We start from the raw sequence: 23,570 nt of genomic DNA on the forward strand, positions 1-23,570 counted from the left end.
GCCGCCGCGCATCTTCAATCCTTCAACCTCGGTCGAGGCGACTTGAATCACCTCAACGGCCTCAAGGGAAGTTCCTTTTTCCGCAGGCTGTTAAACGGCTGGAAGTACACGGCCAACGCGTCTGTTATACTCTTGCGGGAGGCATAGTGCCCGATGTGAGAGAAATTGACGTCAGTGGCTATCGATGTTCGCGCCCTGTCAGGGTTGGCAACATTGCAACCGATCAAGCTCAGCACGGGGTCTATGGAGACATTTTCGAAACCGCAGCGCGGTTTGTGGAGTGCGGTAACATCCTCGATGCGTCGAGTGCGGAAACCCTTTCTCACCTCGCTGATCGCTGCGCTGATAGCTGGCGGCAAAAAGATTCCGGCATTTGGGAACTCGAAACCCTCGAGCATTACACAATGTCGAAGGTCAGCTGCTGGCAAGCCCTCACTCGAGCAGTATGCCTTGCTGACGCGGGGCAGCTACCTACTACCTGCCGGGACCGGTGGGCGCGCGAACGGGACCGGATAGCATCGTGGATAGATGAGAATTGCTGGTCTCAAAAGCGTCAGGCCTATGTCCTTCATCCTGGATCGGAACGGCTCGATGCTTCGCTTGCCCTCATGGTGCGGTTGGGGTTCGAAGGCCGTAAAAGACTGGCCAAAACAATTGACGCAATCGAGAGCGAACTTGGCCGCGGCAGTTGGCACTACCGCTACAGCGGGGCTGAAAAAGAAGAAGGATGTTTCCTGGCCTGTACCTTCTGGATCATCGAGGCACATCTTCTTCTGGGGCGGCAGGGCCGCGCGCATGAAATGCTAACCAAATTGGAATCTACATTGAACCGAGGTGTAGGCATTCTTTCCGAGATGATCGACCCTCAGGACGGATCCTATCTCGGCAATTTGCCGCAAGGCCTGTCGCATCTCGCGTATGTCATGACAATGGATGTTCTTAGCACTAGCCCACCGTCGAAGGGCGAGGCATTTCAACCAGCTTAGCACACTGCATCATGTCGCCCGATGAATGCCTTAAAAAGTGATCCGACGAGCATGAAGAAGCTCATCCGCGCAGCGAAGGTCACCTGAATAGGATAGAGATATCTTGCGGCCAGCAGCTATCTGCCCCGGCGCCTTCGTGACGACGGTCGGCAAAGGCGAAGAACGCGGGTGCATTTGGGTCGTAAAATCCGGGAGCGGTAGGTGATTAGTATATCAGGCCTTGCTGCTGCCCATCACCTCGCCGAGGCGAACCGGCCGTTGCGGGGCCCAATTCTCGTTGAAGGCGATCGCGCCTTCAACGAACAGCATGACGATAGTGGAACCAAGCAGAAAGCGGCCCATCTCGTCACCCTGCTTTATAAGGATACGCGGCTCGGGATAGGTCCACTCAGACGGGTTTTGGACGCGTTTTGGGTTCACCACCCCGTGCCAGGTTGTCGCAATGCTGCCAACGATTGTTGCGCCTACCAGCACCATTACAAACGGACCGTGGTGCCTCGATTCAAAAACGCATACCACGCGCTCATTGCGCGCAAACAGGTTCGGAATGCTTCTTGCAGTGGCCGGATTAACCGAAAAAAGTGTGCCCGGCACATAGATCATTCGAGTCAACAACCCGTCACATGGCATGTGAAGACGGTGATAGTCCTTGGGCGAAAGATATAAGTTGGCGAATGCGCCATGACGAAATTTGGCTGCAAGCTCTTTGTCTCCCCCAACCAACTCCGCAGTCGTAAAGCGATGTCCCTTGGCCTGCAGGATTTGATGATCGTCGATCGCTCCGAATTGGCTGATCGCGCCGTCCACCGGACAGACGAAATCCGCGAGCGCAAGCGGACGGGCGCCGAGACGCAGTGGCCGGGTGAAAAAGTCATTGAAACTTTTATAGCTTCCGATGTCTGCATTTGCAGCTTCGGTCATGTCCACGCCGTATTTCTTTACAAACCAGCGGATCAAGCGGGTCGTGATCCGACCGGCGCTTGCGCCCGCGACGCGGCCCGCAGCACTTGTAATCGCCTGCTTAGGAAGGAGATTTTGTAGCAATAGGTTAAAGCGGTCGGACAAGGTAAGCCTCTGGGTTGCGCTCGCAGCTAATTTTTGCAGTTCCTGAGATGGATCGGCATCCCGGGATGAACAGGTGATTCTATCCGGGGCATAGGCTGAATTTACGCAGCTGACGACGGCGATCTCGCGTGACCCTGCGAACGACCAAATGGCGACAAGCCGTGATTGATCGAACGAGATTTTGACGGCATTCAAGTTTCACAAGTACGCAGGATCGCCGCGCTGCACCTCACAAACGTTATGAGGCCCTGCGATTTCGTGTCTGAACCGACTTTGCCATCGTTCGCAGATGCCTATATATTTACCGAGGGTTTGCTGTTGCCGGGTGCGATAAAAATCGACGGCCCTCTGAAGACGACGTGGCCATCTGCTCGCCGGGTAATCTCGAATCTGGTCGCGGGCCCCCGTATCAGGGCATTATGAGCATGGGTTATCACGCTTTCCAATGAGCGGCCGGCCCACGTCTCCTCGGCCACTACTTGGTGATCCTTGAAAAACAGCAACCTGTACATCTCAAACGACCTTGATGACATTTTGGGAGCCGCGGGGGCCGCTCCGATCTTCAAAGGCAGCGGCCCCCTGACCGCTCGGCACCGCGAACGCGGGAGAAAGCCATGCTGCGAAACTTGATCCATCCAGATCCAAGATCAGCAACGACGTGGGTTCGCGATCGGTTCCTCCGTAAGCTTGTTAGAAACACGGCGCTGCGCTCCAGATACGGAAGCTGAGGCCGAAGTCCAGCTCGCATGTACTGCAAACCATGATGCGACATTTGGACGCTGCAGAGCCGTTCCGCACTGGCGACTTTTCAAATAATCAACGCCGTGCGCAGGCCGCAGTTCTGCGTATCCCGGTGTCGCTGCAGGTGCGGTTCATCGTCGAAGCGCAGACCTCCAGCTGCGTCGCCGTCTCGCTCGATCTCCCGACTCTGCGTGACAGTCCGCCGAGCGGGTAATAAAGCCTTTTGCAGTGTTCAGTCTGGGAGGGCCGCCTTCCTTTCGGAAAGCGGCCCATTCGCTAGAGCGCGTCGGACTGCACTGGTGGAGACTACCAACGACGCGTTCCTACCGAACGCTTCGAGTGCCCCAAACAGGTTAATGGACAATGAAATTCGCCGACAGATAGGTTACAGTATGCATTCATCAGCAATATGAAAAAGGCCGAGAATCACGGGGGGCGCTCTTCTCGGCCTTTCTACGGCGGATCACAATTCGCCGTGCGCATGTCACTGCCAAAATTTCTTAATCTCGCCAAGGTGACTCGCACTGAGCAGTGGCTGGGGGGCCGCTGCACGGCGCGTGCTATTTGCCAATCGGCCGCATGGGACAAGAGAGTTCGCGGCGAGTTGCTAGGTTATGCCCATTTTATCGCTTGGCTTTGCGGCTTTCCAGGCGCCCTTCGAAATTGATTGCAAGGGCGCTGCGAACGGTGGGCTTATCGTGGCCAGCGCGCATCGAGCGGCATGCTGGCGTGCAAATCGGCGCCATCGGCGACCTTTGGAATATGTGCCCGCGCTCTCGCTCATGTACAGCGCTGCGGCTACGCTCAGCGCAAGCGCTAACATCAACGTTGCCGTGGCGACATCGGACATCGGACCGGTGCTTCTTTTGCTCGAGTGTACGAATTCGTCCGGGTATCCACATGACGCGGCCTTTTCGGACTTGCCTATTGGTTACAAGACGCCGTCTTGGCCTCGATATCCCCATCCTTGCAAATTTTCATACGAAACGCGTTTATCTTGCTTGACTTGATGGCGGCCATCGTTAGCGGACGAGCCTCAATTGCTTGACGGCATGATCGTTCGCGATCCCGCTAAAGGCCTTGACCTCATCTAGTTCCGACAGATAGCCTTTAAGCCGCGCATCGCCGAGTTCGATCCCATGTCCGCGGCCCGTGAATTGGAGCTCGCGCAAACATTCCTCGGCGTCGTGCCGGTCGAGCCGCGATAGCAAGTTTGCCAGGATATGGCGGATAGCAAACTGGGCACCCTCAAACTCAAGCGCCGCCCTTTCCAGATTATCCACTCGCGAATTCATATACGTATTCATATCTATCGTATCCCCGCCCGTATGAACATTACTGCACAATTTGCGACCACGACGTTTTTTTTGAAAATTACAGGAAATATGTTTAAACAATCGTTATCATGGATCAACGGCACTGCTCTGTTACAAAGTTTTCATCGTTGCCGCGCCTACCTACCTGGGCGCTCCAGCGGGCGAGACAATGCCGGGGCTCGCTAGTCTAGAAACGGGCTTGGTGGTAAGATAACCTCTGAAAAAGCCCCAACTTGCCGCGCCCGCTAGTCAAATCTTCTGCCGTCTCATCCTATCCCAGTCGGAAGCTCCTCCAGCGATAGTGGCTTGATCTCTCGCGGGAGCTACCTTGCCGAGACCCAACATTTGAAAGTCCCGCTCAAGCATATAGGTGGCTGATCCTGGCTTCGGGCATGGCCGCGTGGGCGAGAAGAGAGCGATGGCAGCAAGCTGGATCTCTCTCGAAGCACAGGAGCACGGTGGGTCTCTCCACCGCCAAAGCACGCAGCTGCGCCATCTGGGCCAGCGCTTCCGGCAGTTCCAATTGGCCGGCGTATACGTCGGCAAGTTTCTGGAAATTATGCTTCCGCGCGGCTTCGCGGCCTTCGGGAGGCGTGCCAAGGGCCTTTAGGCCGATATAGTCAATCCCTGCTTCCCGCAATCCAGCCGCCAGAACGTTCTTTGAAAATCCTGGTCGGCGGGAGAGCGGAACTGCCCTGACGTCAGCCAGCAGCGTAACGGCCGCTGATTTCAGAGCGTCAATGAGCGCTGATTGGGTTGCCCCTTCATAACCTATCGTGAAAATATGCATTGTATCGATATAGGTGAGATGTGGCGGAATAAAATAGGTGCGAACAATGTCCGGCTTATGCCTAGTCAGATCTGACTATCCCCGTATCTACCTGGCCCGATGTACTTAGATATTGGCCTCTTTTATGACGCTGTCCGCACTGCTTTCTAGGCAATTGCGAGCAATCAGCGGGTAATGGCCCGGCAATCTCCAGCGCTCGCGGTATTCGCTTGGTGTCAGCTGATGCTTGGTCAGCAAATGACGCTTTAGCGTCTTGAAGCTCTTGCCGCATTCAAGGCAGACAATGCCATCTGATTTTGACGAATCCCCGATGGGTACGGCCGGATTGCGCGGCAAAGTGCTTGCCTCGGGTATCTGACTGAGGTTGGCGAGGGAATCGGAGACCGCAGTGACCAGTTGAGACAAATCATCTGCGGAAATCGCGTTGTTGCTCACATAAGCCGAGATGATTTCGGCACCAAGGGGCAAGAGTGACTTATCTGGCATCGCGCGTAGCTCACCCAATTTTTGCTACTGGCTATGGCGACATCCTTGGACCTGCTCCATGAATATGCAACGGATATTGCGGTTCGCACCCGATTCGACCGTTGATACCCCTTGCGAACGATGCCTGCCGAAGTATCAACTTGCATAACGGAGTGTTATTGAGGTGAACAATAGATCCGTGATAGTATTATAAGTTCGCCTACGATGAGTGAAAAATAATTATATCTTATGCTTGGCTTTGTCTAGGCAAGTCCTAACTATTTAAGGCGCGGACGTTTATTGGCGAAGGTATCAGATGTAAGCAGAAGGAATCCTGTTTGTTATTGATAGTCCTGTGGCCACGCTGCGTACAAGCCATTTCATATCAGAGTTTCTATCTTTTTCAGCGGCACCGATTGGCCCTGGCGATGTTATACGTTGCAACCGGTGCCGGCTTGTGAGCCGGCGCTGATGCTTGCAGGCGAGCTTTGGCACAAAAATATGGCTCAATGCCTCGTACGAGCGTAAGCGGGACGCCATGAAGCTGAATGCATGCGACAACGAGCCTATCCACATTCCCGGATCGATCCAGCCCCACGGGCTGCTTCTCATCGTATCCGCCGAAAGCGGGGAAATAGTCGGAGGCGCCGGTGAAATCGAGAACCGGTTGCGCAGCGATTGGCTTGGATTGCCGGTGGGCCTGCTTATTGGAGAGGCCGCCGCTGAACGTTTGAACTCTTGCACGCGGCGCCAATGCGAGCTGGGCCGCTTGTCCCATGCGGCGATGGAGGGTGTTGCCTTTCGCAGCGGTGCGCATTGGCTGGTGCAGCTTGAACCGGCCGCTGAGGAAATGCCGGAAAGCGACGTGCTTGGATGGATGCATGAGGTCGGTTTGCAGTTCGAGCGGTCGGCTGACCTGAAGGAGCTCTGCGATCGAGCTGCTCACAGCTTCGCGGAATTGACGGGCTACGATCGGGTGATGATCTATCGGTTCGTGGACGAGGAGGCAGGCGAAGTCATTGCCGAAGCTCGTTCCGCAGCCGCCGCGAGTTTCCTGAACCATCGTTTTCCAGCCTCTGATATTCCAAGGCAGGCGCGCGCGCTTTATGTCAGAAATCGCGTAAGGGTCATTCCGGACGTGAATTATACGCCCCAGCCCGTTCGGCCGGCCGCTCACGCTAATTTCGACATGTCCGATATCGATCTGCGCAGCGTATCGCCGGTACACATCGAATATCTCCAGAACATGGGTGTGCAAGCATCTGCATCGATGTCGATTGTGCGGGACGGTGTGCTTTGGGGCCTGGTTGCTTGTCATCACAGCGAACCTCGCTTGCTGGACATGACGAAACGGCGGGCAGCCGTTCTTGTCGCTGCAGGGCTTGCCCGGCAGATTGCAGCGAAGGAAGAAGCTCAGTCCTACCGTGAGCGGCTTCAGATCCGAACGGAAGAGGATGCGGTCTACGGGCAACTCGCGGAAAGCGGAGATCTCTTCGAGATGCTGAAAGGCGCGAGCGCATCAATATGCCGCTTGTTTTCCGCCGATGGCTTTGCCGTCGTTCATCGAGGCAAGGTTTACGCCGAGGGTTCTTCACCCGAAGCACACGGGATCCTGGCGTTAGCCGATTGGGTCCAAGGGCAGGGGCCGCGACCTTACGTCACGGACACGCTGTCCGGTGCTTACGAACCTGCTCTTGCGTATTGCGCCGCGGCTTCAGGCCTCCTGTCCGTGACGGTTTCGAGCAAGGTCCCCACCGTTCTGATGTGGTTCCGCGCAGAAGAAGTCGAGGTTCAGACCTGGGCGGGTAATCCGCACGAGGCGCGAGCCTTGAAGGCGGGGGAACGCCTGACGCCGCGTGCTTCATTCGAAGACTGGACCGAAACTGTTCGCGGTAAAGCGAGAGCCTGGAAAGCGGCTGAAGTTGAAGGGGCGCGGCGTTTCCTGGCCAAACTCTATGAGATCCGCCAGAATGCCCGAATTCGAGATCTATCCGAGAGCCTGCACGTCGCTGTTGCTGACAAGGATCGACTGATCGCGCAAAAGGATACCTTGCTGCGCGAAGTCAACCACCGGGTCCAGAACAGCATACAACTGATCATGGCCTTCTTGAATATGCAGTCCCGGGCGACGGAAAACGGCGCAGCGCGAGAAAGCCTTGAAGAAGCACAGCGCCGCCTTGCTGCTGTAGCTCTCGTCCATCGCCGGCTTTATGCCGACGACAATGTCGAACTCGTGGACCTGTCGCGCTACCTTGCTGAGTTGATCGACGACCTGAAGTCGTCGATCGGCAATCAATGGTCCGACTATCTCAGCGTCGACCTCGCCCCGGTTATGATCCCTGCGGATAGCGCCGTCCATGTCGGGCTGGTTCTGGTCGAGCTGGTCATCAACGCGCAAAAATACGCATATGGCGGAGACCCGGGACCGATTTCGGTGCGGCTGGAGGAGCATCGCTCGCGTTTTCGGCTAATTGTTTCCGACCGGGGAGTCGGGCGCCGAAGCGGGCGGGTCGGGTTTGGATCGCGGGTAATGAAGGCTATGGTCAGTCAGCTATCGGGTACCCTGGAGGATGACGATTATCTTGACGGACTGCGAGTGGTCCTAACTGCACCGCTCAAAGTGACTGGCGCCACGTCCGATCGGGCGCAAAATTGACCGATATTTGTTTCGCGTCTTCCCAAAATTGAGGAAAAGGGCCGCCTGAGATTAAGTGACGGGCCAGCTTCTGGGGGAAGGGCGGCGAGACCGCACCGCGAGGGCCTGAAGCCTTCGCTTCGCCGCTGCCAACCATGCCGGGTTCGGGTGTCTTTGGCTCCGGCCCGGGCGGCAAGATCGCGGCCGGCTTGCCGGTCCTGCTTTGACCCTGGGGGCTTCGTTGTGCCAGGCGCTCTGCCAACACTGCGCCTTGAAGAGTGGCGCGGCCCGGCATCATTGAGAAAGTACGCTCAGCCGCAACATAAGGCATCTGCGTCCGTTTCCCACGTCGCAAAGCCCGAGGACGGCGCAGACTTGGCGAAAGTCTCAAGTTCAAAAGCCACGACGCCAAGCGCAGCCGCTGCAGCAAGCTGACTTGCGCAAGTGCCATGTCACCGGATCGCGGCTTTGATCGCGCAGATCCGGCACACCATTCTACCGGCGCGAAGTTCAATATCCGCGCGCTCGGCATCTTTTCAGCATTCGACAGGCAACCCAAAACCGTTTCACTCGTAGTTGCTTGAGAGGCTCTGGTGCACGCTCCATTCGAGAACCGGGCCGTCCAAGGAGATGATTTCATGCATATCGAGACAGCGGGCGGCCATTCGCTCCATGTAAAAGAGATGGGCGAAGGCCCGGCGGTAATCTTAATCCACGGCTGGCCGCTTAACGGTGACATGTGGGAATATCAGACACTCGCCCTGCTCGAGGCCGGCTACCGCGTCGTAACCTACGACCGGCGCGGTTTTGGCCAGTCCGGCCACCCTTCTTCAGGCTATAATTATGATGTTTTTGCCGAGGATCTGGCTGCCGTCATCGATCATGTCGGTGATGCATCTGTTTCGCTGGTAGGTTTCTCCATGGGAGGCGGTGAGATTGCCCGCTACTTGTCCCGGTATGGTTCGGGCAAAATCGACAGGGTTGCCCTGATCTCATCGGTTGTCCCATACCTTCTGAAAGATGAAAGTAACCCCGAAGGTGTGGAGCAGACTGTATTTGACGCGATGAAAGCGGGGATTCGAGAAGATCGGTTCGACTTCCTTCAGACATTCGCCAAGACGTTTTACGGAATAGGGCTGGTGTCTCGGCCGGTAAGCAGCGCCCTTCTGGACTGGACGTTTGCGCTTGCAATCATGGCAAGCCCGAAAGCCACCATAGAGTGCGTCGACGCGTTCGGGCGAACTGACTTTAGACCCGATCTGGCTGCATTCGATGTGCCAACGCTGATCATTCACGGAACGTCGGATAAGACGGTGCCGATCGAACCGGCCGGGCGGGCCGCCGCCGCGGCAATTTCCGGAGCGCAATACATCGAATATGAAGGAGAACCACATGGATTGTTTGCGACGGCGCCTGACCGCCTGAACGCAGATCTCCTGGCTTTCCTTGGCTAAACGCGATTTCGGTACCGCGCCATGTGAGGTGGCGCGTTACCTCTCCGATATTGAATTTTTCACGTGCGCATATATTGGTACTTAGCGAATTTTTCCCATCCGGAGGTATCGCCCGGTGATCTTCAAAGATGCGATACGTCAAAATCCTAGAAAATTGGTTTCGGTGCAATCGAAAGCGAAACTACTCTAGGACCAGGACGCGCTCCCGTAAGGTATAATTCAGGCTGCACCACGAATGTAAGGAGTGCGTGTTGTCATAGGTAAGTATGCGTCATGAACCGGAAAAGGCGCTTAAAGGAACCGGATCCTGCTTCGATCTTGCCGCTTAGCTTTATTCTGGGGCCGTTCCATCCAGGAGCTTCGGCAATAAGGGCAACAGTTCGCGCGCGAGGAAGCCGGCGCGTCCGACGTGCTGGGAGAGGGTGCGTCCTGCTTTGCCATGGACCCAGCACGCCCAGGCTGCGGCGGTGAGCGGTGAGGCGCCCCGAGCACATAACCCCCCTACAATTCCGGCCAGAACATCACCGGAACCACCGGTGGCAAGCCCGACGCATCCGCTTTCATAACGGAGCAACTCTCCGCTGGGGGCGGCAAGTAGCGTCGAGCGGCTTTTGAGGAGGATAATGCAGCCAAAACGCCGCGCTGTCTTCAAGGCGATGGTTTCCGGCGCCAAGGCAACCTCTTCTGCGGTTATTCCTGCAAGGTGAGCCATTTCGCCATGATGCGGCGTCAGCACGACCCGTCCCTCGTGCCCGGCAATGAGATCAGGAAGATCGCGTGCAGAGGTCAGCGCCGCGGCATCGAGCACGACGGTGCGGGAGTTGTCCGGCTCAGCCAGCAAACTGGCCACCAACTGGTCTGTGCGGGGGCCAACCGACATTCCCGGCCCCACGACCAATGTGTCGCATCGGCGTATGCGCTCGCTCAGAAGCGCAGCGGCTTCCAATGCTATTTCGCCATCCTGATCCGCTGGCAGCGCGATCATGGCGGCTTCGGGGACTAGAACACCAAGTGCTGTAGCGGCCGAACTCACTGTGGCCAGTTGAAGTTTGCCAGCGCCAGCTCTCAGCACCGCCTCGCCGGTCAGGCGGATCGCGCCTGGAACGAACTCCGCCCCGCCGACGACCAGCACCCGGCCGCGAGCGTTTTTGTCTTCCGTACCATAAAGCGTCGGTAAGGGATTGCGCACGAGCCATCGTTCATCGATCGTTTCCATCATCCCCGCGCCCCTGCTATCTGGTCAGGCGCATGAGTTACAGGCGTCGCCTCCTCATCGAGAGGAGCGGTCACGTTATATCTTTCAAGAACCAGGCTTCCGGAGGTTCCGCAGGAGGGGTCGAACCGGTACTCTGTAATCGCGCAATTAGCGACATCCCCAGAAGCATCGATCGCCAGGATTTCTGTTTCTCCCATCGTTTCAACAATGTAGCGAATACACAGCACGACCACTTGGTGCGAAAAGATCATCACCCGCCTGCCGGCGTAATGAAGCGAGATCGTGTCCATGACGGAACGGAGACGTAAAATCACGTCGCACCAGCTCTCGCCGCCCGGGGGGCGATGATAAAACTTCCCCAGTAAGCGCCTGAATTCCGCCTGATCCGGATATGAAGATGCGATTCCCAGGCTTGTCAGTCCGTCGAGAATGCCGAATTCCTTCTCGCGCAGCCGTTCATCAAAGCAGATCGGCGTGGTCGCCGAGCAGCCGCCTTGCTCGCGAAAGAGTTCTGCGGTCTGACATGCGCGCAAGTACGGCGAGGAGAGCAGGACATCAGGCTGCCCAGAGAGCGGCTGGTCGGCAAACCATCGGCCCAAAGCCCTTGCCTGCTCACATCCCAGGTCGCTGAGCGGCACATCGGCGTCGCGGGATGTCAAGGCAATCCGTTCATCCTTTGCCTCATGGGCGAGGTCGCGGGCGACATTACCGGCGCTCTGGCCATGGCGAACGACGAAAAGCGAAGAGGGCCAATGCAGGGAAGCCACGTGCTGGTTCTCCGGTTCGATACTCTAGGACCGGCCCACTACGTCAGTCGTGCGATCGCTGAGATGTTTGAGCAAAGTTCGGGGCGCGGGCGTTCACTAGATCAGAGGTATGTCTGGACTACGCAACGGCAAATGGCCGTTCGTAAAAATCGCGATGCGGCACCTGATGGGAGCGTCGAACCTGACATCCATTCTCTCCTCGATTTCATCCGTGCAAGTGCGCCTTGGGCGTTCCAACAGTACATGCAACACCGGTTTTTCGGATGCGCTATTGGTATTAACCGCGTCGCGGGCCCAAAGGTGCCCGGTGTCACCGGAATTTTTGGCGGAGGATCCGGGCTAAATCGGATTTCTTCCTCGGCGGCCCATTCGTTTGCACCATGACCATTGCCGGAACGGGCAGCATTCAAGCTATGGTCCAAAGTAAGTCGTCATGAAGGGCGACCGGTATTGCTGACGCTGGGCGGCGGTTCCGCCTTTTCGAGCTGATGCATTATGCCAGGAATTTCGCAGGCAGATCGCCGCCGTTTCGGTTCCCGCAATGTGATTGTGCGAAAATCAGATAGCGTCGCTGCGCACCCATATGCTCACGCTGCCGCCGTTCACCCGCAGATCGAGATAGCCCGCCTCATCGCAGACGAGCTTCTCGTTGCAGTGCTCCAGATAATCGCGAAACTCACATCCAGCATGCACTTCACCAACAAATACCTTTTTCGTCGACTGCTCGGCGCTGGACAGGATAGTTATGCTTCCCGGCAACTCGGCAGTACCTTCCCGGAGGATGGCGATGCAATGCGGGTCGTCGAAGATATCTGTTTGTGCGCCGTGGGCGAAGCGCTTGCGAGCCTCGATGAGTTTGGGTAGCGCGGCGATAGCAGGCATTTGCACTGTATGCAGCTCGCCGTCGCCGCCCCGGTCGGTATACGTGGCACCGTAAAGATCCGGATAGAAAACGCATGGCGTTCCCTGTTCGCGCATGAGGATCAGCGCGTAGGCGAGGGGCTTGAACCATGGTTGTATCGAAGCTTCCATCGCCTGCAGAGGCTGGGTATCATGGTTCGCGACCAGGGTAACGGCATGATCGGGGATGGAAGCGGTAAGGCTCCCATCGAAGATAGTGCGCAGATCGAAGGCGCCGCCTGCGTTGGAAGCGTCAAAAAAGCGATGGTGCAATGCGACGTCGAAGAGCATCAGCTGTCTGTCGACCTTATCGAGATAGCTTTGAAGGACTTCCATGTCAGGATGCCAGTACTCTGCCACGACAAACAGGTCCGGATTAACGTTCTCCCGGACATGGCCGACCCAATCCTTGAAAAACCAGGCCGGTATATGCTTGGCAGCGTCGAGGCGAAACCCCGTGCAGCCTACCTGTTGGGGAAACCAGCGTCCCCAATATTTTAATTCCTCATAGACCGCGGTGTTACGAAACTCAATGTCAGAGCCCATTAGATAATCGAAATTACCTAGCTCTTCGTCGACTTCAGTATTCCATTCACCATCGCCATATTCGTTGGCAATTCGAAAAAGGCCGGTCAAACTCACCCAGGTCGAAAAGGTCGTAAGTGTCATAGCCTACCGACGATGGCCCTGAGGCGCCCTTGTATGAAGGCGGCAGCCAAACATCGGTAACGCCCATCTGCGAAAGGTTTTCGGCCTCTCCGGCAACCTCGTCCCATAATGTGCCGCCCTCTGAAGTGTACCAGTGAAAAAACTGAATGAGTGTTCGGCCAGGCATGGGAAACCTTTGGACAGGAGCAAGTGCAGGCATGCCCGCCGTTTGCGCAGCGAGCATGCCATGTGGTTTTAGATGAGCTTAATTTGCAGCAACTGCGGTCGGCGTCAGCCCGCGCGCAGCAGTGTAACCCGTCTCAAGAGACGGAACTGCGAGCATGGCGACCTGCTTGAGCGCCGGATCACTGCCTGTCGTCGCATAGCCCTTCTGAAGAGCCCACATCGCGGGTGCAGCTTCTGCCATCTGAGTCAAATAAAGGTTGTCGAAGCTCGAACCGCTCTTTTTCAGAAGTTCAAGTGAAGATGCGTATTGCGAAGACACTGCCGTCGTCGGACGAGCAATTTTACGGTCCTTGTTCGAAAGGGCAGCATAAAGTGCATCGCGTTCTTTTTTTGCCGAAGCCATGTCAGTTTTTGCATAGGCTTTGACGTCGCCGCGCTCGGCCTTGCGCGCTGCGAGAGTCGATGCGGCCATGCGATAATTAAGGGCGTCGGCACTCATCTTTACATAGTCAGTTGCAGAGACCTGTGTCCGCGGCTGAACAGAAAAGACAGTCGTGGTTTCTCCAGCCGCATTTGTGTGCGCAATCCCAGAAACAGTCTGAGCCATAGCGAGAGGCGAGAGAAGAGCAGCAGCCACGGCTGCGGCAGAAATCATATAACGCATTCATATGCTCCAAATAATTAGTTTGACGAGCATGAAATGAGTTTGCGCAGCATTGGTTCCTGCACAAGAAAAGTAAAGATTATAAAAATCTCTAATCGGCTAATGTCGCTATTACATGGTCAGTACGGTATCGAGGTATTGCGCAATACCGTTTGCGTAAATCCACGTCCTAGTAAAAAATCGCTCGAAAACGGGGTTATACTGAGCGGATTGCTCTAGGACAAATTGCCAGCATCCAACGCAGTACGCGTTGAGGGCTCCCGTCGGGGAATGAAAATCCCTTGTTCGTGCGGGAAGCCGTTGGAGGGCGCGAAGCGCGCACTCACGATAGCAATGCCGATCATGTTCCGCTATTGCGCGCGCGCCCAGCGCTGCTCAAGGTGCGGCGATGATATCAAGCTCGGGGGACGGGGATGGCTCGGAGGGGGATCATACACACCGTCAGCGAGATATCTCAGCGCGTGCGTGATGCCAGCATGGGAAAAGGGTTTGGCAATGACCCCGTGAGCGCCGGAAAAATCGGCCGGAATCTTCGCGACATTTGCGGTCACAAATATCACGAGGGCATTTGGCCACCGCTCTTGTATCATGCTGGAAACATCGAGACCATTCGAACCGTTCGCGAGGTGAATATCTACAAATGCGAGGTGAGGATCAAGATCGTCGGGAAGATCCTTTACGTCTCTTAGGCTTGCTGCTTCGGCCAGCACCCGATGCCCGCTATCTTCCACAATGGCTTCTATATCCATTGCAAGAAGGATTTCATCCTCAACTATCAACACATTCATCGCGTTATTCATGTTTCCGTCTCACTACGGGGAAATGTAATTGTCACGCAGGTGCCAGGTGCATTGTCACGCCAGGTCGCTTCAGCCCGAGCCTGGCGGGCGAGCCGGGTAATCAGTGAAGTGCCGATACTGCGGGTTCGTTTGGTTGAAGGCATACCAGGCCCGTCGTCGCAAATACTGATAATGCCCATGCTGGATTGGTCATCGACAACCACGCTAAGATGGCCGGATTTTCCATTATCAAACGCGTGCTTGATAGCATTCGTGAGGATCTCGTTGAGGATCAGCCCGAGCGCGGAAGCGTGCGCCGCGTCCACATAGAGCTGCCGGGTGTCGAGATGCAAATGTATGTCCGTACGGCCGCTAGCTCCAACGACGTCGATGGCCAGATTATGCACGAAAGTGCCCAGATCGAAGCGGGCCAGGTCGGATGACTGATATAATTGTCGATGCACAACAGCCAAGGCATCGACCCGTTCCAGCATGGAATCGAGCTTCGCTGCGACATCGGGATCGTCGATGGTGCGTACCTGGAGGCGCAGGAGCGAGCCGATCATGGTGAGGTTGTTTTTCACGCGGTGATCGACTTCGTGCAGAAGAAGCGTTTTGGCTTCCAGAGCAGCTCTAAGATCTGCGGTACGGCGATCGACTTCGCGCTCGACCATAACCTTCTTGTCAGTTATGGCCTGCTGGCTCAGGACACGCTCCGAAACGTCCATTTGCGAAGCGAAAAAGAACCTGATGATCCCCGATTCGTCGCGAACAGGAGAGAGATAAAGCGCATTCCAGAACGTCGATCTGTCTTTCCGATAGTTTAACAAGTCGGCTTCTACGTCATGACCGCTCTGGATTGCCACGCGAACCCGAGAAATCGAGGCTTCATCAGTATCAGGTCCTTGTAAAAACCGGCAGTTGCGACCAATTATCTCCTCGCGGTCGTACCCCGTGAGTTGCTGGAACGCCTCGTTGCAAAACACTATCGGGTTGTCGAATTTTGCTGGGTCAGTAATGACCATGGGCATGCGAGTAGCGCGAACCGCCGCGGCGAAGGGATCGCCGCGGCCTTGGTCGTAATGCAAGGCGTCCGTTAGATGCCAGTCGTCGCTTTGCTTCAAAATTACCTCCAACGACCACCGACTGCAGCGCTTGCTCTGGAGAACAGCGGCTATCGAGCTTAGTTCCCCTGCGCTCCGGCGTTAACGTCGCAACGAGCCCCGCTTGCTTTTAGCTGCGAGAGCCAGTGAGGGCTCTGGAGGTGCAGCGAGGAAAGGCTTCTGCATTGTGAAACATCCGATTTCAGCGTGATTGGTAGCTTGCCAGTGGATGTGCTTGTCGAGAGCGACGCTATCGCTGGTTTCGACGCTGACAGCGTGTCCAAGATGCCTTCAGGTTCACACCTTCAAAGCTAGGCGCGATTGTACGAACGTCAGCCATGGGGCCAAAGGGGTGGAAGTCACTGCCCGGACAAAAATGCCCGGACGAGCAGAATCCTTGCCGTGGTTTTTCAACGCTTCGATGGGTCATTTGCAATGTTAGCGGCCCGATCTCCATAGCCCTCTAGCCGATCGACCATGTTCTTTTGTTGATCCTCGTCCCCATGCCCCTCTTCAGTCGAACCTTCGCCAAATAAATAAAGTGCTGCAACGAAGGAGATCAGTATGCCGAGCACAATGATAAACCCGGTTTCGCGCAGAAGCGGATCCTGGCCGATGTTATCGGAGCGAATAGGTCGTAGATCGGGCATTATCGTGGATTATCCTCGTCTTTTGGCAGGCGAATGCCTTTCTTACTTGGCGCAACACGCAAATTTCAAAGTTTGTGTGAAGGCAATGCGTTCGTTATGCTGGTGCGTTCAGCAAGGGCGTAGGAAAGACTGGCACTGGCAATCTGCCAACGCTGGGCCTCGCAAACAGAAATCCTTGGAAATATCGTATTCCAAGATCCCTGAGAGCTTGATAGTCCGCCGTCGTTTCGATGCCTTCTGCGATCACCGTTATCCCAAGGGCTCGCGCTATTCCCGTCGCGCCAGCGACCACCAACCGCCGAGGTTCGCTGAGGCTGACGCCCTGGACCAGCTTCATGTCGAGTTTGATGAGGTCCGTCTGAAAGCTTGCAAGCAAGCCTAATCCGGCGTGACCAGCCCCAAAGTCGTCAAGCGCTGTCGTGAAACCCATCTTCCTGTACGATGAAATGATGCGTTTGACGTGTTCGGTGTCGGCAATATGCTCGTTTTCGGTGAATTCGAATATCAGCCGATTCAAAGGAAAACCGAATTCCTGTGCTGTTTTCAATGTAAGCTTTATACAGGCTTCGGGAGAATAGACCGCATTGGGAAGAAAATTAATAGACAACTTTGCTTGAGTTTCCAGAATTCCTGCCGTGACTGCTCCTTTTATTGCAGAAACCCTACATTGCTGATCAAACGCATATCGGTTCTTTGGGGTGACATCGGCGAGGACCTCGCTTGCAGATTGACCCCGGCTCCCGCGGACCAGTGCTTCATATGCAAAAACCGTTCCGGTCTCCGCGTCTACAATTGGTTGGTAAGCCATGGCGAGTTCGAAACCGTTACCCTCGGCCCGGCACCCCAGACATCCCGTTTGCATTTCTTGTCTCCTACCGCTGCAGCCCGATCTCGCGGCAAACCTGAGAAGGTTAACCGCTGCGTGCGCTTCAAGTTGCGTCACAAATATGGGCCTAAGGGCTTGGCGGATCGATCATGTTTGAAAGGGGTTTAGCGGATCGACAGGATCGAGAGCATGTTGTCTGAAGGGGACCCGTTTAATTGTAAGAAGATATCTTTTCGGCAGAAACTGCCTGATCAATCATATCGTGAGGTCTTGTTTTATACGATATGTTAAATGATATCATATTTAAGTGAGATTGTAATTTACAATTCGCACTGAAGTAGAGGATCCAGTTTTCGCGTTAGGGCGACTGCCGAGTGAGAATTTCGGCTCGATAAACAGATAAGCTGCTATTGCTGCACTTAAGGGCGTCGCAAAAAATCCGGAACCTTGGTCAAATAGCGGTGCACACACGACAACAGAAGGTATAAACAGCAATGGGGAAAATGCTGGAGGGGATCTTCGAGCATGTAACGAATTGCTGCGGTAGCTATGCGACGAGCGTGCTCATCGCATAGGGGAAGACGGTGCTGCGTCCCCAGCCAGGAATTGAATCGATCAGCAGGCTTTTCATCAAGCGCGTCTGTGAAGCTTTGAACATTCGTCTTAGCTGACATCGCTGCCAAATGGCCTAATCCGGATTATGGGATTCTGGAGTGCCGCAGATATAGGCATTCAGCGACGGGATGTCGAAAGATCAGGGCCGGCGAGATAGCCCCGCGGCAGCCTGCTTGAAGCGTAGCGCTAGGGTCGCCGGATACCTGTCAAATGTTGGTAGGCAGACCCTTGATCGATTTACGCCCGGACCGCGAATAGCGAAGCGGCCATAGCTGGTGATCATGAATTCGCTAGCCTGCCAGGGCAACGAAAGGCGTTCTCGATCGTAGTATGACGGTGCAAAACCAGTTTCAGGCACCAGATTGCGCGAGACGTCCGGAATGTCGCTGAAGTCGCGCAGATCCGGCCGGGCGGATGCGCGTGTTCATCACGCGCCCGGACCGGCGTTTTTTCAGCGGTTCTCCAAGCTCTTCGCGCTGGACGAAGTGTCGGCCGGACCGCTCCTGCTCGCATCTTTGATTGCGCTTGCGGCCGTTAATTCTCCGTGGAGCGCGGCTTACGAGAGCCTCTGGGAGGCTCCGCTTAGGATCAGTTACGGCAGGTTCGATATCGGCAAGCCGCTGGCGGAGTGGATCAACGATGGCTTAATGCCGCTTTTCTTTCTCATTATCGGTACCGAGGTCAAAAGAGAATTTGCCAAGGGATCGCTGGCTTCCAGGGAGACTGCGGTCCTGCCCCTTGCGGGAGCGGTCGGCGGTCTCATCGTACCCATCGCATGCTTCTTCGCGCTGAATTTTGATGAACCAACGCGGCACGGATGGGGAATTGTCGCCGCGATGGATACCGCGTTCAGCCTAGCGGTCGTCGGTACTTTTGGAAGGACATTACCTTCGGCTGTCCGAGCTATCCTGCTCGGCTTTGCGGCTATCGACGATGTGTTTGGCCTCCTTGTCATCGCGGCAGGCTATACGCCTTCTTTCAACCCGGGATTTCTGTTGCTTGCTGGAGCTGCGTACGGGGGTATCTTGGGACTGCAAAAGCTGCAGTCCGTCAGTTCGGCTCCTTATGTGATTCTAGGCCTCGGCGTATGGATAGGCATTCTTGGTTCCGGCATCCATCCGACCATTGCCGGCGTGGCCATTGGCCTTCTACTTCCCACCGCGTCTCGCCTATCGGAAGAAAGTTTCGTTCAGCGCGTGCAAGATCCGATAAAGGACGTGAAGCGTGCGGCGGTAGCAGCAAGCCAGATCGAGGATGACCAGGCAGCCGATAAACATCGTGCAGAGGCTCAGCGGAGCCTGGGCTATATTCACGAAATGGCCGCTGCAACCGATGAAGCTGCAGCTCGGCTAATTCGTATCCTGACGCCCTGGATCTCTTATCTGGTTCTTCCGCTCTTTGCTCTCTCGAATATCCGAATCCATTTCTCGGAACACGTGCTTTATGAAGCTTGGCACTCCCCTCTGGCAGCTGGGATCGTGGTGGGCTTGGTGCTTGGAAAGCCGGTAGGATTCTTGCTTTTCAGCTGGTTGGCGATCCGGCTTCGTCTGGCAGCTTTGCCCAAGGAGCTGACGTGGATTGCCATGGCGGGCATCGGCGGCGTGGCGGGCATCGGATTCACTCTCTCGATTTTCATTGCAGACCTTGCTTTTGACAAGTCGGAGGAAAGCCAAATGGCGGGTCTTGCCATTTGCGGTGCCTCCCTGCTGTCCGCGGTGATCGGCTATTTGTTCTTTGCCATCGCTGCCAGGAGAAATCTTGGCGAGGATCCCGGGTAAGCTTGAGAGTATTTCGCTCGCAGCAAAGCGGCCATGTGGCTGCTTTTCGGCGCACCGACGCGCGCGATCAGGTGGGCATACCAGCGCGCAGAGCGATCCATTGCCGAAATTTTCCTGGGGTACGGAAATCAGCTGTGGCCATTGGGCTATCGATATGTGTGAAAGTTTGAGCCCTTAGCGAAGGCTAGAGTATTATTTGCTTAGAACCCGGCTTCTGCATTAAAGTCAAAATTTCAATGGCTTGTCTCTAGGCAGAGTGATTTAGCAACAAATTTGTCAAAGTTCTAATTTAAGCCGGTATAGATTTTTTTATTAGCGAGAATTTTCTTTTGTCCCATTTGCTGCGTTAGTGAGCAACAGGGCCTGTTTGTCCGACTTGCTCGCTGCCGCGCTCCCACGCGGCGCGAACCATCAACTTGGCCCGAAACGCGTACATGCGTTTCGGTTCTTTTTGAGAAGCAGTCGTGTCACAGTCGCCATGCCGAAGGCGCTGTCGTTCATGGCGAACCGCGTGTCTGGCCCGCGAACAAGCTATCTGCGGCTGGCAATTTGCAAAACATATCGACCTCCCAGGCAAGCACGTGGGCGTGCATTAGAGGATAAGTTCAAAACGGCGGGCTATCTCAAGCGCGGGCTTTATCAGGTTCCAGGTGGAGTAGAGCAAAAGGCTGCTGAGGTAGCGCGACAGAACGTTTCCATGCGCAAGCCAGTCTTCGGCTTTGGCAGAAGATTATTTTTTTGCAAAGACCTGGAACTTTACGGCATCTCGGTCGCTGTTCTCCGGTCGCTGCTCTCCTACCCTCATGGGAGGGCAACTGCATGCGATCAACCCGTACCTATGCCCCGCGATCCAATCCAGTGGAAAGCGGGGCTTTTTTCTAATAGTTGTTCGGAAAAATTGGCAGTCAGCGTTTCAGGATAAGGGATTTCCCGCAGGGTCAGCCGTCATCTAGCGCAGCCGCTGCGCGACCAAGCTTCCTGCGATGCCAGGCAAACTTCGCAGCTGCACTTCTTTTCCGGCAGGCTCCCATTTGACGTAGGAGGCGCGGTACCACCCTCGTCAAAATCCCGCACAATGAGGGAGCAGGGCAAAGCGTAGTTCTCGCATCAAGTCTTGCCAGCTTCACGCTTCCTGTACGGCTTACCCCCGGCGACGAATCTCCATCAGCATTGCCGTCCGGTCCGGAATCCTGGCCGGCGACGGCTGCTTCGCTCGGGCGTTTGAGCTTGCTGCCTAGCGGGTAGTCGTTTTCAACCTGACCGAGCAGGCCCTCGATACTCGGTGTGATTGAAGATGTTCTTCTCGCGCAGGGAGCACATCAATGTCGCCAGGATACTGGATGCCTTTTTGCCCGAATTGATCGCGGCATTGCTCAAGACGCCCCCTTACCGCTCAATTGTGCAGATATCAGGCGCTTCTGGGTGGAAAACCCACCGGCGTGTGCTATGATCCAGCTTCCATCAACGCCTGACGCTCTGGAGTTTTCTCGCTTCTCCATGGCCGCGGAGAGCCGAGGCATCACATATGCGATTGCCGCGCGCGCTGTTTAGCCCACGCGTTGTCTGGATGGGCCATTCGCGCGCTGCGACCTGTAGGGCGAAGTGCTGCCATCTCGGCATCGCTTCTGGTCAGGTCGGGTCTTGGTTCGGGCCTGCTGTTTGCTGCCGGAAGGCCAGAAAGGTATCGGTCTCCGTATCCCTTTGGTCGTGCTCTTTTGCAACACCGTCCCCGCCGAGGATCGTCTTGAATCATTGCTTGCCAACCCGAATGCCGGCCCACCGAAGTAACGCCCAGACCCGTCACGATCCCATACTCCACTGAGCGGCTGCGGAGCGCATGAATCAGCATGGCGCGCTGTCCGACCATCAGGCCGCGTCTTTTGTGGAGCATCAGCACCGCTTGCTGCTCAACCGACTTCACGGCGACGAAGCGCATCGTCGGGCGGGTGACCGCTCCGCAGATCGCTTCTGCATCGGCAGCATCGGTCTTACCTCGGTTTCACATATAGCTTAACATGGGCTGGCGGCATCAGGCGTACCTCATGGCCGATCGCAATGAGTTCCCGCGCCGAATAATGCGCAGACGCGCTGGCTTCCATACAGACCAGGCAAGGCGACAACTCCGCAAAGAACCGAATGACCTCGGCCCTGCGTAGTTCATGCCGGATCAGCACCGCGCCATCAGCAGCGATGGCGTGCAACTGGAACACATTCTTCGCCAGATCCAATCCGGCGGTGACAATCTCTTGCTTCATGGAACAAGTGCTAGCCGTGGACCTACAATCACCACATCATCGCACAGTTACGCTGCTGCGGAGCTCGTCCATCACATGAAGTCACCGCGAGATCAATTGGCACCCGATCACGGCGTCCTAACTCACGTGTGCAAGTTTGCTGACGCTACAAATTCGAAGTTTTCTCCGTTACTCAGTGTAGGGTCGGATTGGCGGATATCTCATTGCAAGCCGCGTTGCCAGCGCCGGGAATGGCGAGAAAGGTGATCGTCTCTGGCAAGAGAGTAACATCTCCGGCAAGTTGGGCACTGCCGGATAGGTCCGGCAGCGTGTCGTTGGCGCCCAGGCGAAGCAACCGACCGTTCAGTTTTACACTATTAGATTTGGGGCCTGGAGACGACAGGGTGTATCGCAAGCTCTGCTTGCCTATGCGAATTTGCTTTGCTGAAGCGCCGTTATTGATCGCAAGCATCGTGACTCCACCAGCTCGATTAGGAAGACAATGTGCGTAGAGGTGGATTCCACTTGTCAGCGGATTACCAGCGTCAAGCACAGTCGGCCCCATCAGCCGGTGCCAGAGCAAGGCGGACCAATAATTTGCTTTAGGTGTGAGGTCGTCTTGATTGAGGAGGCCATAGCTACCGGCGGCCAAGGTGTTATGGATAGAAACATGTACACCTTCCTTTGCCAATCGCCCCAATTGGTCGAGGTAGCGGAAGCTGTCGAGGAACGTTCCTCCCCACGGGTTACCGCCGCAGGCGGCATCCGCGCCCTCAGTCATCCACAACGGTTTGCCGCCCTCATATCGATCCCGCAGTTCTTCATAGAACGCCCTGGTCAGACTGGTGCGGGAAAGCCACTCCTCGGAGAGAGCATCCGCAGCGCTGGTTTGCGGCATCTTCATTGCCGCGCACCGCATCGAGGCGGCGCCGTAGTGATGGTAAGAGAATGCGTCAATTCCATCACCCATGGTCGCGAGCAGCGATGCGGTGGGAAGCGAGCCCGGAACATGCGGCATTCCCCAAGAGGTAGGAGTTTCGCTGGCAGAGCCTGGGCCCAGAATTTTCATTTCCGGTAAATTGAGCCTGGCGAATTTGTCGAAGATCCGGAAGTCACGACCATAGTCTGCCGCCGTGTAACCTGCAGGAGCCCCACCAATCCCTGCCATCGACGGCTCGTTCATGAACTCGGCAGCTGCGATCTTTCCGCCGAGCGAATGGGTGTATTTCGCCCAACGTTCCGCCTGATCCGTCGTCCACACGCCGCTCTTGTCACGCACGCCATCTCCAATCGCAAACGACGTCACGATTTTCGCATCGATCGCACGTGCGAACTCTATCACACCGCGCCACTGCGAGCGATGAAGGACGCTCTTGAAACCCGGCGGGGGAGACGAAACATAATCATTCTGTTCGTCCGGAAAATATACGGTGTTCGCCCAAGTCCCGCTTACACGCAGATAGAATGGGCCTAACGCCTGAGACAGCTTACGAAGCCTTGGATTGGATAAATCGATCGGAGCGCGATACTCGAACGGACTGGTTTCACGGACCTTTATTGCCCCGGTAAATTCCGGCCGATAGGGCTTCCAAAACTGGCCTCCGGTCACCCGTGCCATTTCAATGTTGTAGGATTGAAAGCGGCCGTCCACCCTACCAACTAGTGGATTGATCGGAACGAATGAGTCCGCTTGAGGGATTCCCATTCTTTCGGTGCCGTGCGACGATGCGGCATGCGAACGGGTATCGAGAT

At 55.8% G+C, this 23,570-nt stretch carries 18 protein-coding genes and 1 pseudogene; 5 read left to right on the forward strand and 14 right to left on the reverse strand.

The features are described from left to right. The first annotated feature begins 146 nt into the window (after window positions 1-146). On the forward strand, window positions 147-986 hold the full coding sequence (locus tag EDF58_RS25080) for a glycoside hydrolase family 15 protein (RefSeq protein WP_347812917.1): 840 nt from the start codon (window positions 147-149) through the stop codon (window positions 984-986). Window positions 987-1,199: 213 nt separating this feature from the next. Here EDF58_RS25080 and asd read toward each other — a convergent pair whose 3' ends face one another. The 4 genes from asd to EDF58_RS25100 form a co-directional block, all read right to left on the reverse strand. Continuing rightward, complete coding sequence (gene asd / locus EDF58_RS25085; protein WP_243654505.1) at window positions 1,200-2,246, reverse strand: archaetidylserine decarboxylase; 1,047 nt, start codon at window positions 2,244-2,246, stop codon at window positions 1,200-1,202. Window positions 2,247-3,814: 1,568 nt separating this feature from the next. Then, entirely contained in the window at window positions 3,815-4,075 is a 261-nt protein-coding gene (locus EDF58_RS25090; RefSeq protein ID WP_132270462.1) for a hypothetical protein, read from the reverse strand. 391 nt (window positions 4,076-4,466) lie between these two features. Next, window positions 4,467-4,898, reverse strand: coding sequence for a DUF488 domain-containing protein (locus tag EDF58_RS25095; protein ID WP_132270464.1), 432 nt, complete (start codon window positions 4,896-4,898; stop codon window positions 4,467-4,469). Between the two features lie 105 nt (window positions 4,899-5,003). Next, entirely contained in the window at window positions 5,004-5,402 is a 399-nt protein-coding gene (locus tag EDF58_RS25100) for a MucR family transcriptional regulator (protein WP_165921588.1), read from the reverse strand. A gap of 499 nt (window positions 5,403-5,901) precedes the next feature. Here EDF58_RS25100 and EDF58_RS25105 point away from each other — a divergent pair, with 499 nt between their 5' ends. Beyond that, the gene (locus EDF58_RS25105) at window positions 5,902-8,019 is read left to right on the forward strand and encodes a histidine kinase dimerization/phosphoacceptor domain -containing protein (protein ID WP_132270467.1); all 2,118 of its coding nucleotides are present in this window, start codon (window positions 5,902-5,904) and stop codon (window positions 8,017-8,019) included. Between the two features lie 617 nt (window positions 8,020-8,636). Beyond that, window positions 8,637-9,452, forward strand: coding sequence for an alpha/beta hydrolase (locus tag EDF58_RS25110; protein WP_132270469.1), 816 nt, complete (start codon window positions 8,637-8,639; stop codon window positions 9,450-9,452). A 331-nt stretch (window positions 9,453-9,783) separates the two neighbouring features. On the opposite strand, the gene EDF58_RS25115 is transcribed toward EDF58_RS25110, so the two are convergent. The 8 genes from EDF58_RS25115 to EDF58_RS25150 form a co-directional block, all read right to left on the reverse strand. Next, the gene (locus EDF58_RS25115) at window positions 9,784-10,671 is read right to left on the reverse strand and encodes an NAD(P)H-hydrate dehydratase (protein ID WP_243654506.1); all 888 of its coding nucleotides are present in this window, start codon (window positions 10,669-10,671) and stop codon (window positions 9,784-9,786) included. Beyond that, a complete protein-coding gene (locus EDF58_RS25120; protein ID WP_207913181.1) occupies window positions 10,668-11,435 on the reverse strand; it encodes a histidine phosphatase family protein in 768 nt (255 codons plus the stop codon). The genes EDF58_RS25115 and EDF58_RS25120 overlap by 4 nt, the downstream gene beginning before the upstream one ends. Before the next feature lie 558 nt (window positions 11,436-11,993). After that, window positions 11,994-13,004, reverse strand: a complete 1,011-nt coding sequence (gene amyA / locus EDF58_RS25125; protein WP_243654507.1) for an alpha-amylase — start codon at window positions 13,002-13,004, stop codon at window positions 11,994-11,996. Window positions 13,005-13,248: 244 nt separating this feature from the next. Then, the gene (locus EDF58_RS25130; RefSeq protein ID WP_132270470.1) at window positions 13,249-13,833 is read right to left on the reverse strand and encodes a DUF4142 domain-containing protein; all 585 of its coding nucleotides are present in this window, start codon (window positions 13,831-13,833) and stop codon (window positions 13,249-13,251) included. A gap of 350 nt (window positions 13,834-14,183) precedes the next feature. Next, window positions 14,184-14,633, reverse strand: a complete 450-nt coding sequence (locus EDF58_RS25135; RefSeq protein ID WP_132270472.1) for a response regulator — start codon at window positions 14,631-14,633, stop codon at window positions 14,184-14,186. Next, window positions 14,630-15,736, reverse strand: a complete 1,107-nt coding sequence (locus EDF58_RS25140; protein ID WP_132270474.1) for a PAS domain-containing protein — start codon at window positions 15,734-15,736, stop codon at window positions 14,630-14,632. The genes EDF58_RS25135 and EDF58_RS25140 overlap by 4 nt, the downstream gene beginning before the upstream one ends. Before the next feature lie 389 nt (window positions 15,737-16,125). Next, complete coding sequence (locus EDF58_RS25145) at window positions 16,126-16,365, reverse strand: hypothetical protein (protein ID WP_132270476.1); 240 nt, start codon at window positions 16,363-16,365, stop codon at window positions 16,126-16,128. Window positions 16,366-16,459: 94 nt separating this feature from the next. After that, window positions 16,460-17,227, reverse strand: a complete 768-nt coding sequence (locus tag EDF58_RS25150; protein ID WP_243654508.1) for an EAL domain-containing protein — start codon at window positions 17,225-17,227, stop codon at window positions 16,460-16,462. Between the two features lie 959 nt (window positions 17,228-18,186). On the opposite strand from EDF58_RS25150, the gene nhaA reads away from it, so the two are divergent. Continuing rightward, window positions 18,187-19,584 (forward strand): Na+/H+ antiporter NhaA, encoded by a 1,398-nt coding sequence (gene nhaA / locus EDF58_RS25160; RefSeq protein WP_132270478.1) that lies wholly within the window; start codon window positions 18,187-18,189, stop codon window positions 19,582-19,584. Window positions 19,585-20,083: 499 nt separating this feature from the next. Next, window positions 20,084-20,506, forward strand: a complete 423-nt coding sequence (locus tag EDF58_RS25165) for a hypothetical protein (RefSeq protein ID WP_165921589.1) — start codon at window positions 20,084-20,086, stop codon at window positions 20,504-20,506. Window positions 20,507-21,385: 879 nt separating this feature from the next. Here the strand turns inward: EDF58_RS25165 and EDF58_RS25170 are convergent. Beyond that, window positions 21,386-21,839, reverse strand: a pseudogene (locus EDF58_RS25170) (transposase); the annotation flags it as partial. Window positions 21,840-22,011: 172 nt separating this feature from the next. Next, the coding region (locus EDF58_RS25175) for a hypothetical protein (RefSeq protein ID WP_132270482.1) at window positions 22,012-23,570 on the reverse strand (1,559 nt) is incomplete at its 5' end.

The sequence above is a fragment of the Novosphingobium sp. PhB57 genome (assembly GCF_004342985.1).
Lineage (GTDB): Bacteria > Pseudomonadota > Alphaproteobacteria > Sphingomonadales > Sphingomonadaceae > Novosphingobium.

Bases quoted from the DNA above. Each gene is read 5' to 3' on its own strand.
- EDF58_RS25095 (WP_132270464.1), bottom strand. From the start codon at position 4,898: ATGCATATTTTCACGATAGGTTATGAAGGGGCAACCCAATCAGCGCTC.
- EDF58_RS25105 (WP_132270467.1), top strand. From the start codon at position 5,902: ATGAAGCTGAATGCATGCGACAACGAGCCTATCCACATTCCCGGATCG.
- EDF58_RS25110 (WP_132270469.1), top strand. From the start codon at position 8,637: ATGCATATCGAGACAGCGGGCGGCCATTCGCTCCATGTAAAAGAGATG.
- EDF58_RS25115 (WP_243654506.1), bottom strand. From the start codon at position 10,671: ATGATGGAAACGATCGATGAACGATGGCTCGTGCGCAATCCCTTACCG.
- amyA (WP_243654507.1), bottom strand. From the start codon at position 13,004: ATGACACTTACGACCTTTTCGACCTGGGTGAGTTTGACCGGCCTTTTT.
- EDF58_RS25130 (WP_132270470.1), bottom strand. From the start codon at position 13,833: ATGCGTTATATGATTTCTGCCGCAGCCGTGGCTGCTGCTCTTCTCTCG.
- EDF58_RS25135 (WP_132270472.1), bottom strand. From the start codon at position 14,633: ATGAATAACGCGATGAATGTGTTGATAGTTGAGGATGAAATCCTTCTT.
- EDF58_RS25145 (WP_132270476.1), bottom strand. From the start codon at position 16,365: ATGCCCGATCTACGACCTATTCGCTCCGATAACATCGGCCAGGATCCG.
- EDF58_RS25150 (WP_243654508.1), bottom strand. From the start codon at position 17,227: ATGCAAACGGGATGTCTGGGGTGCCGGGCCGAGGGTAACGGTTTCGAA.
- nhaA (WP_132270478.1), top strand. From the start codon at position 18,187: ATGTCGCTGAAGTCGCGCAGATCCGGCCGGGCGGATGCGCGTGTTCAT.
- EDF58_RS25165 (WP_165921589.1), top strand. From the start codon at position 20,084: ATGGCGAACCGCGTGTCTGGCCCGCGAACAAGCTATCTGCGGCTGGCA.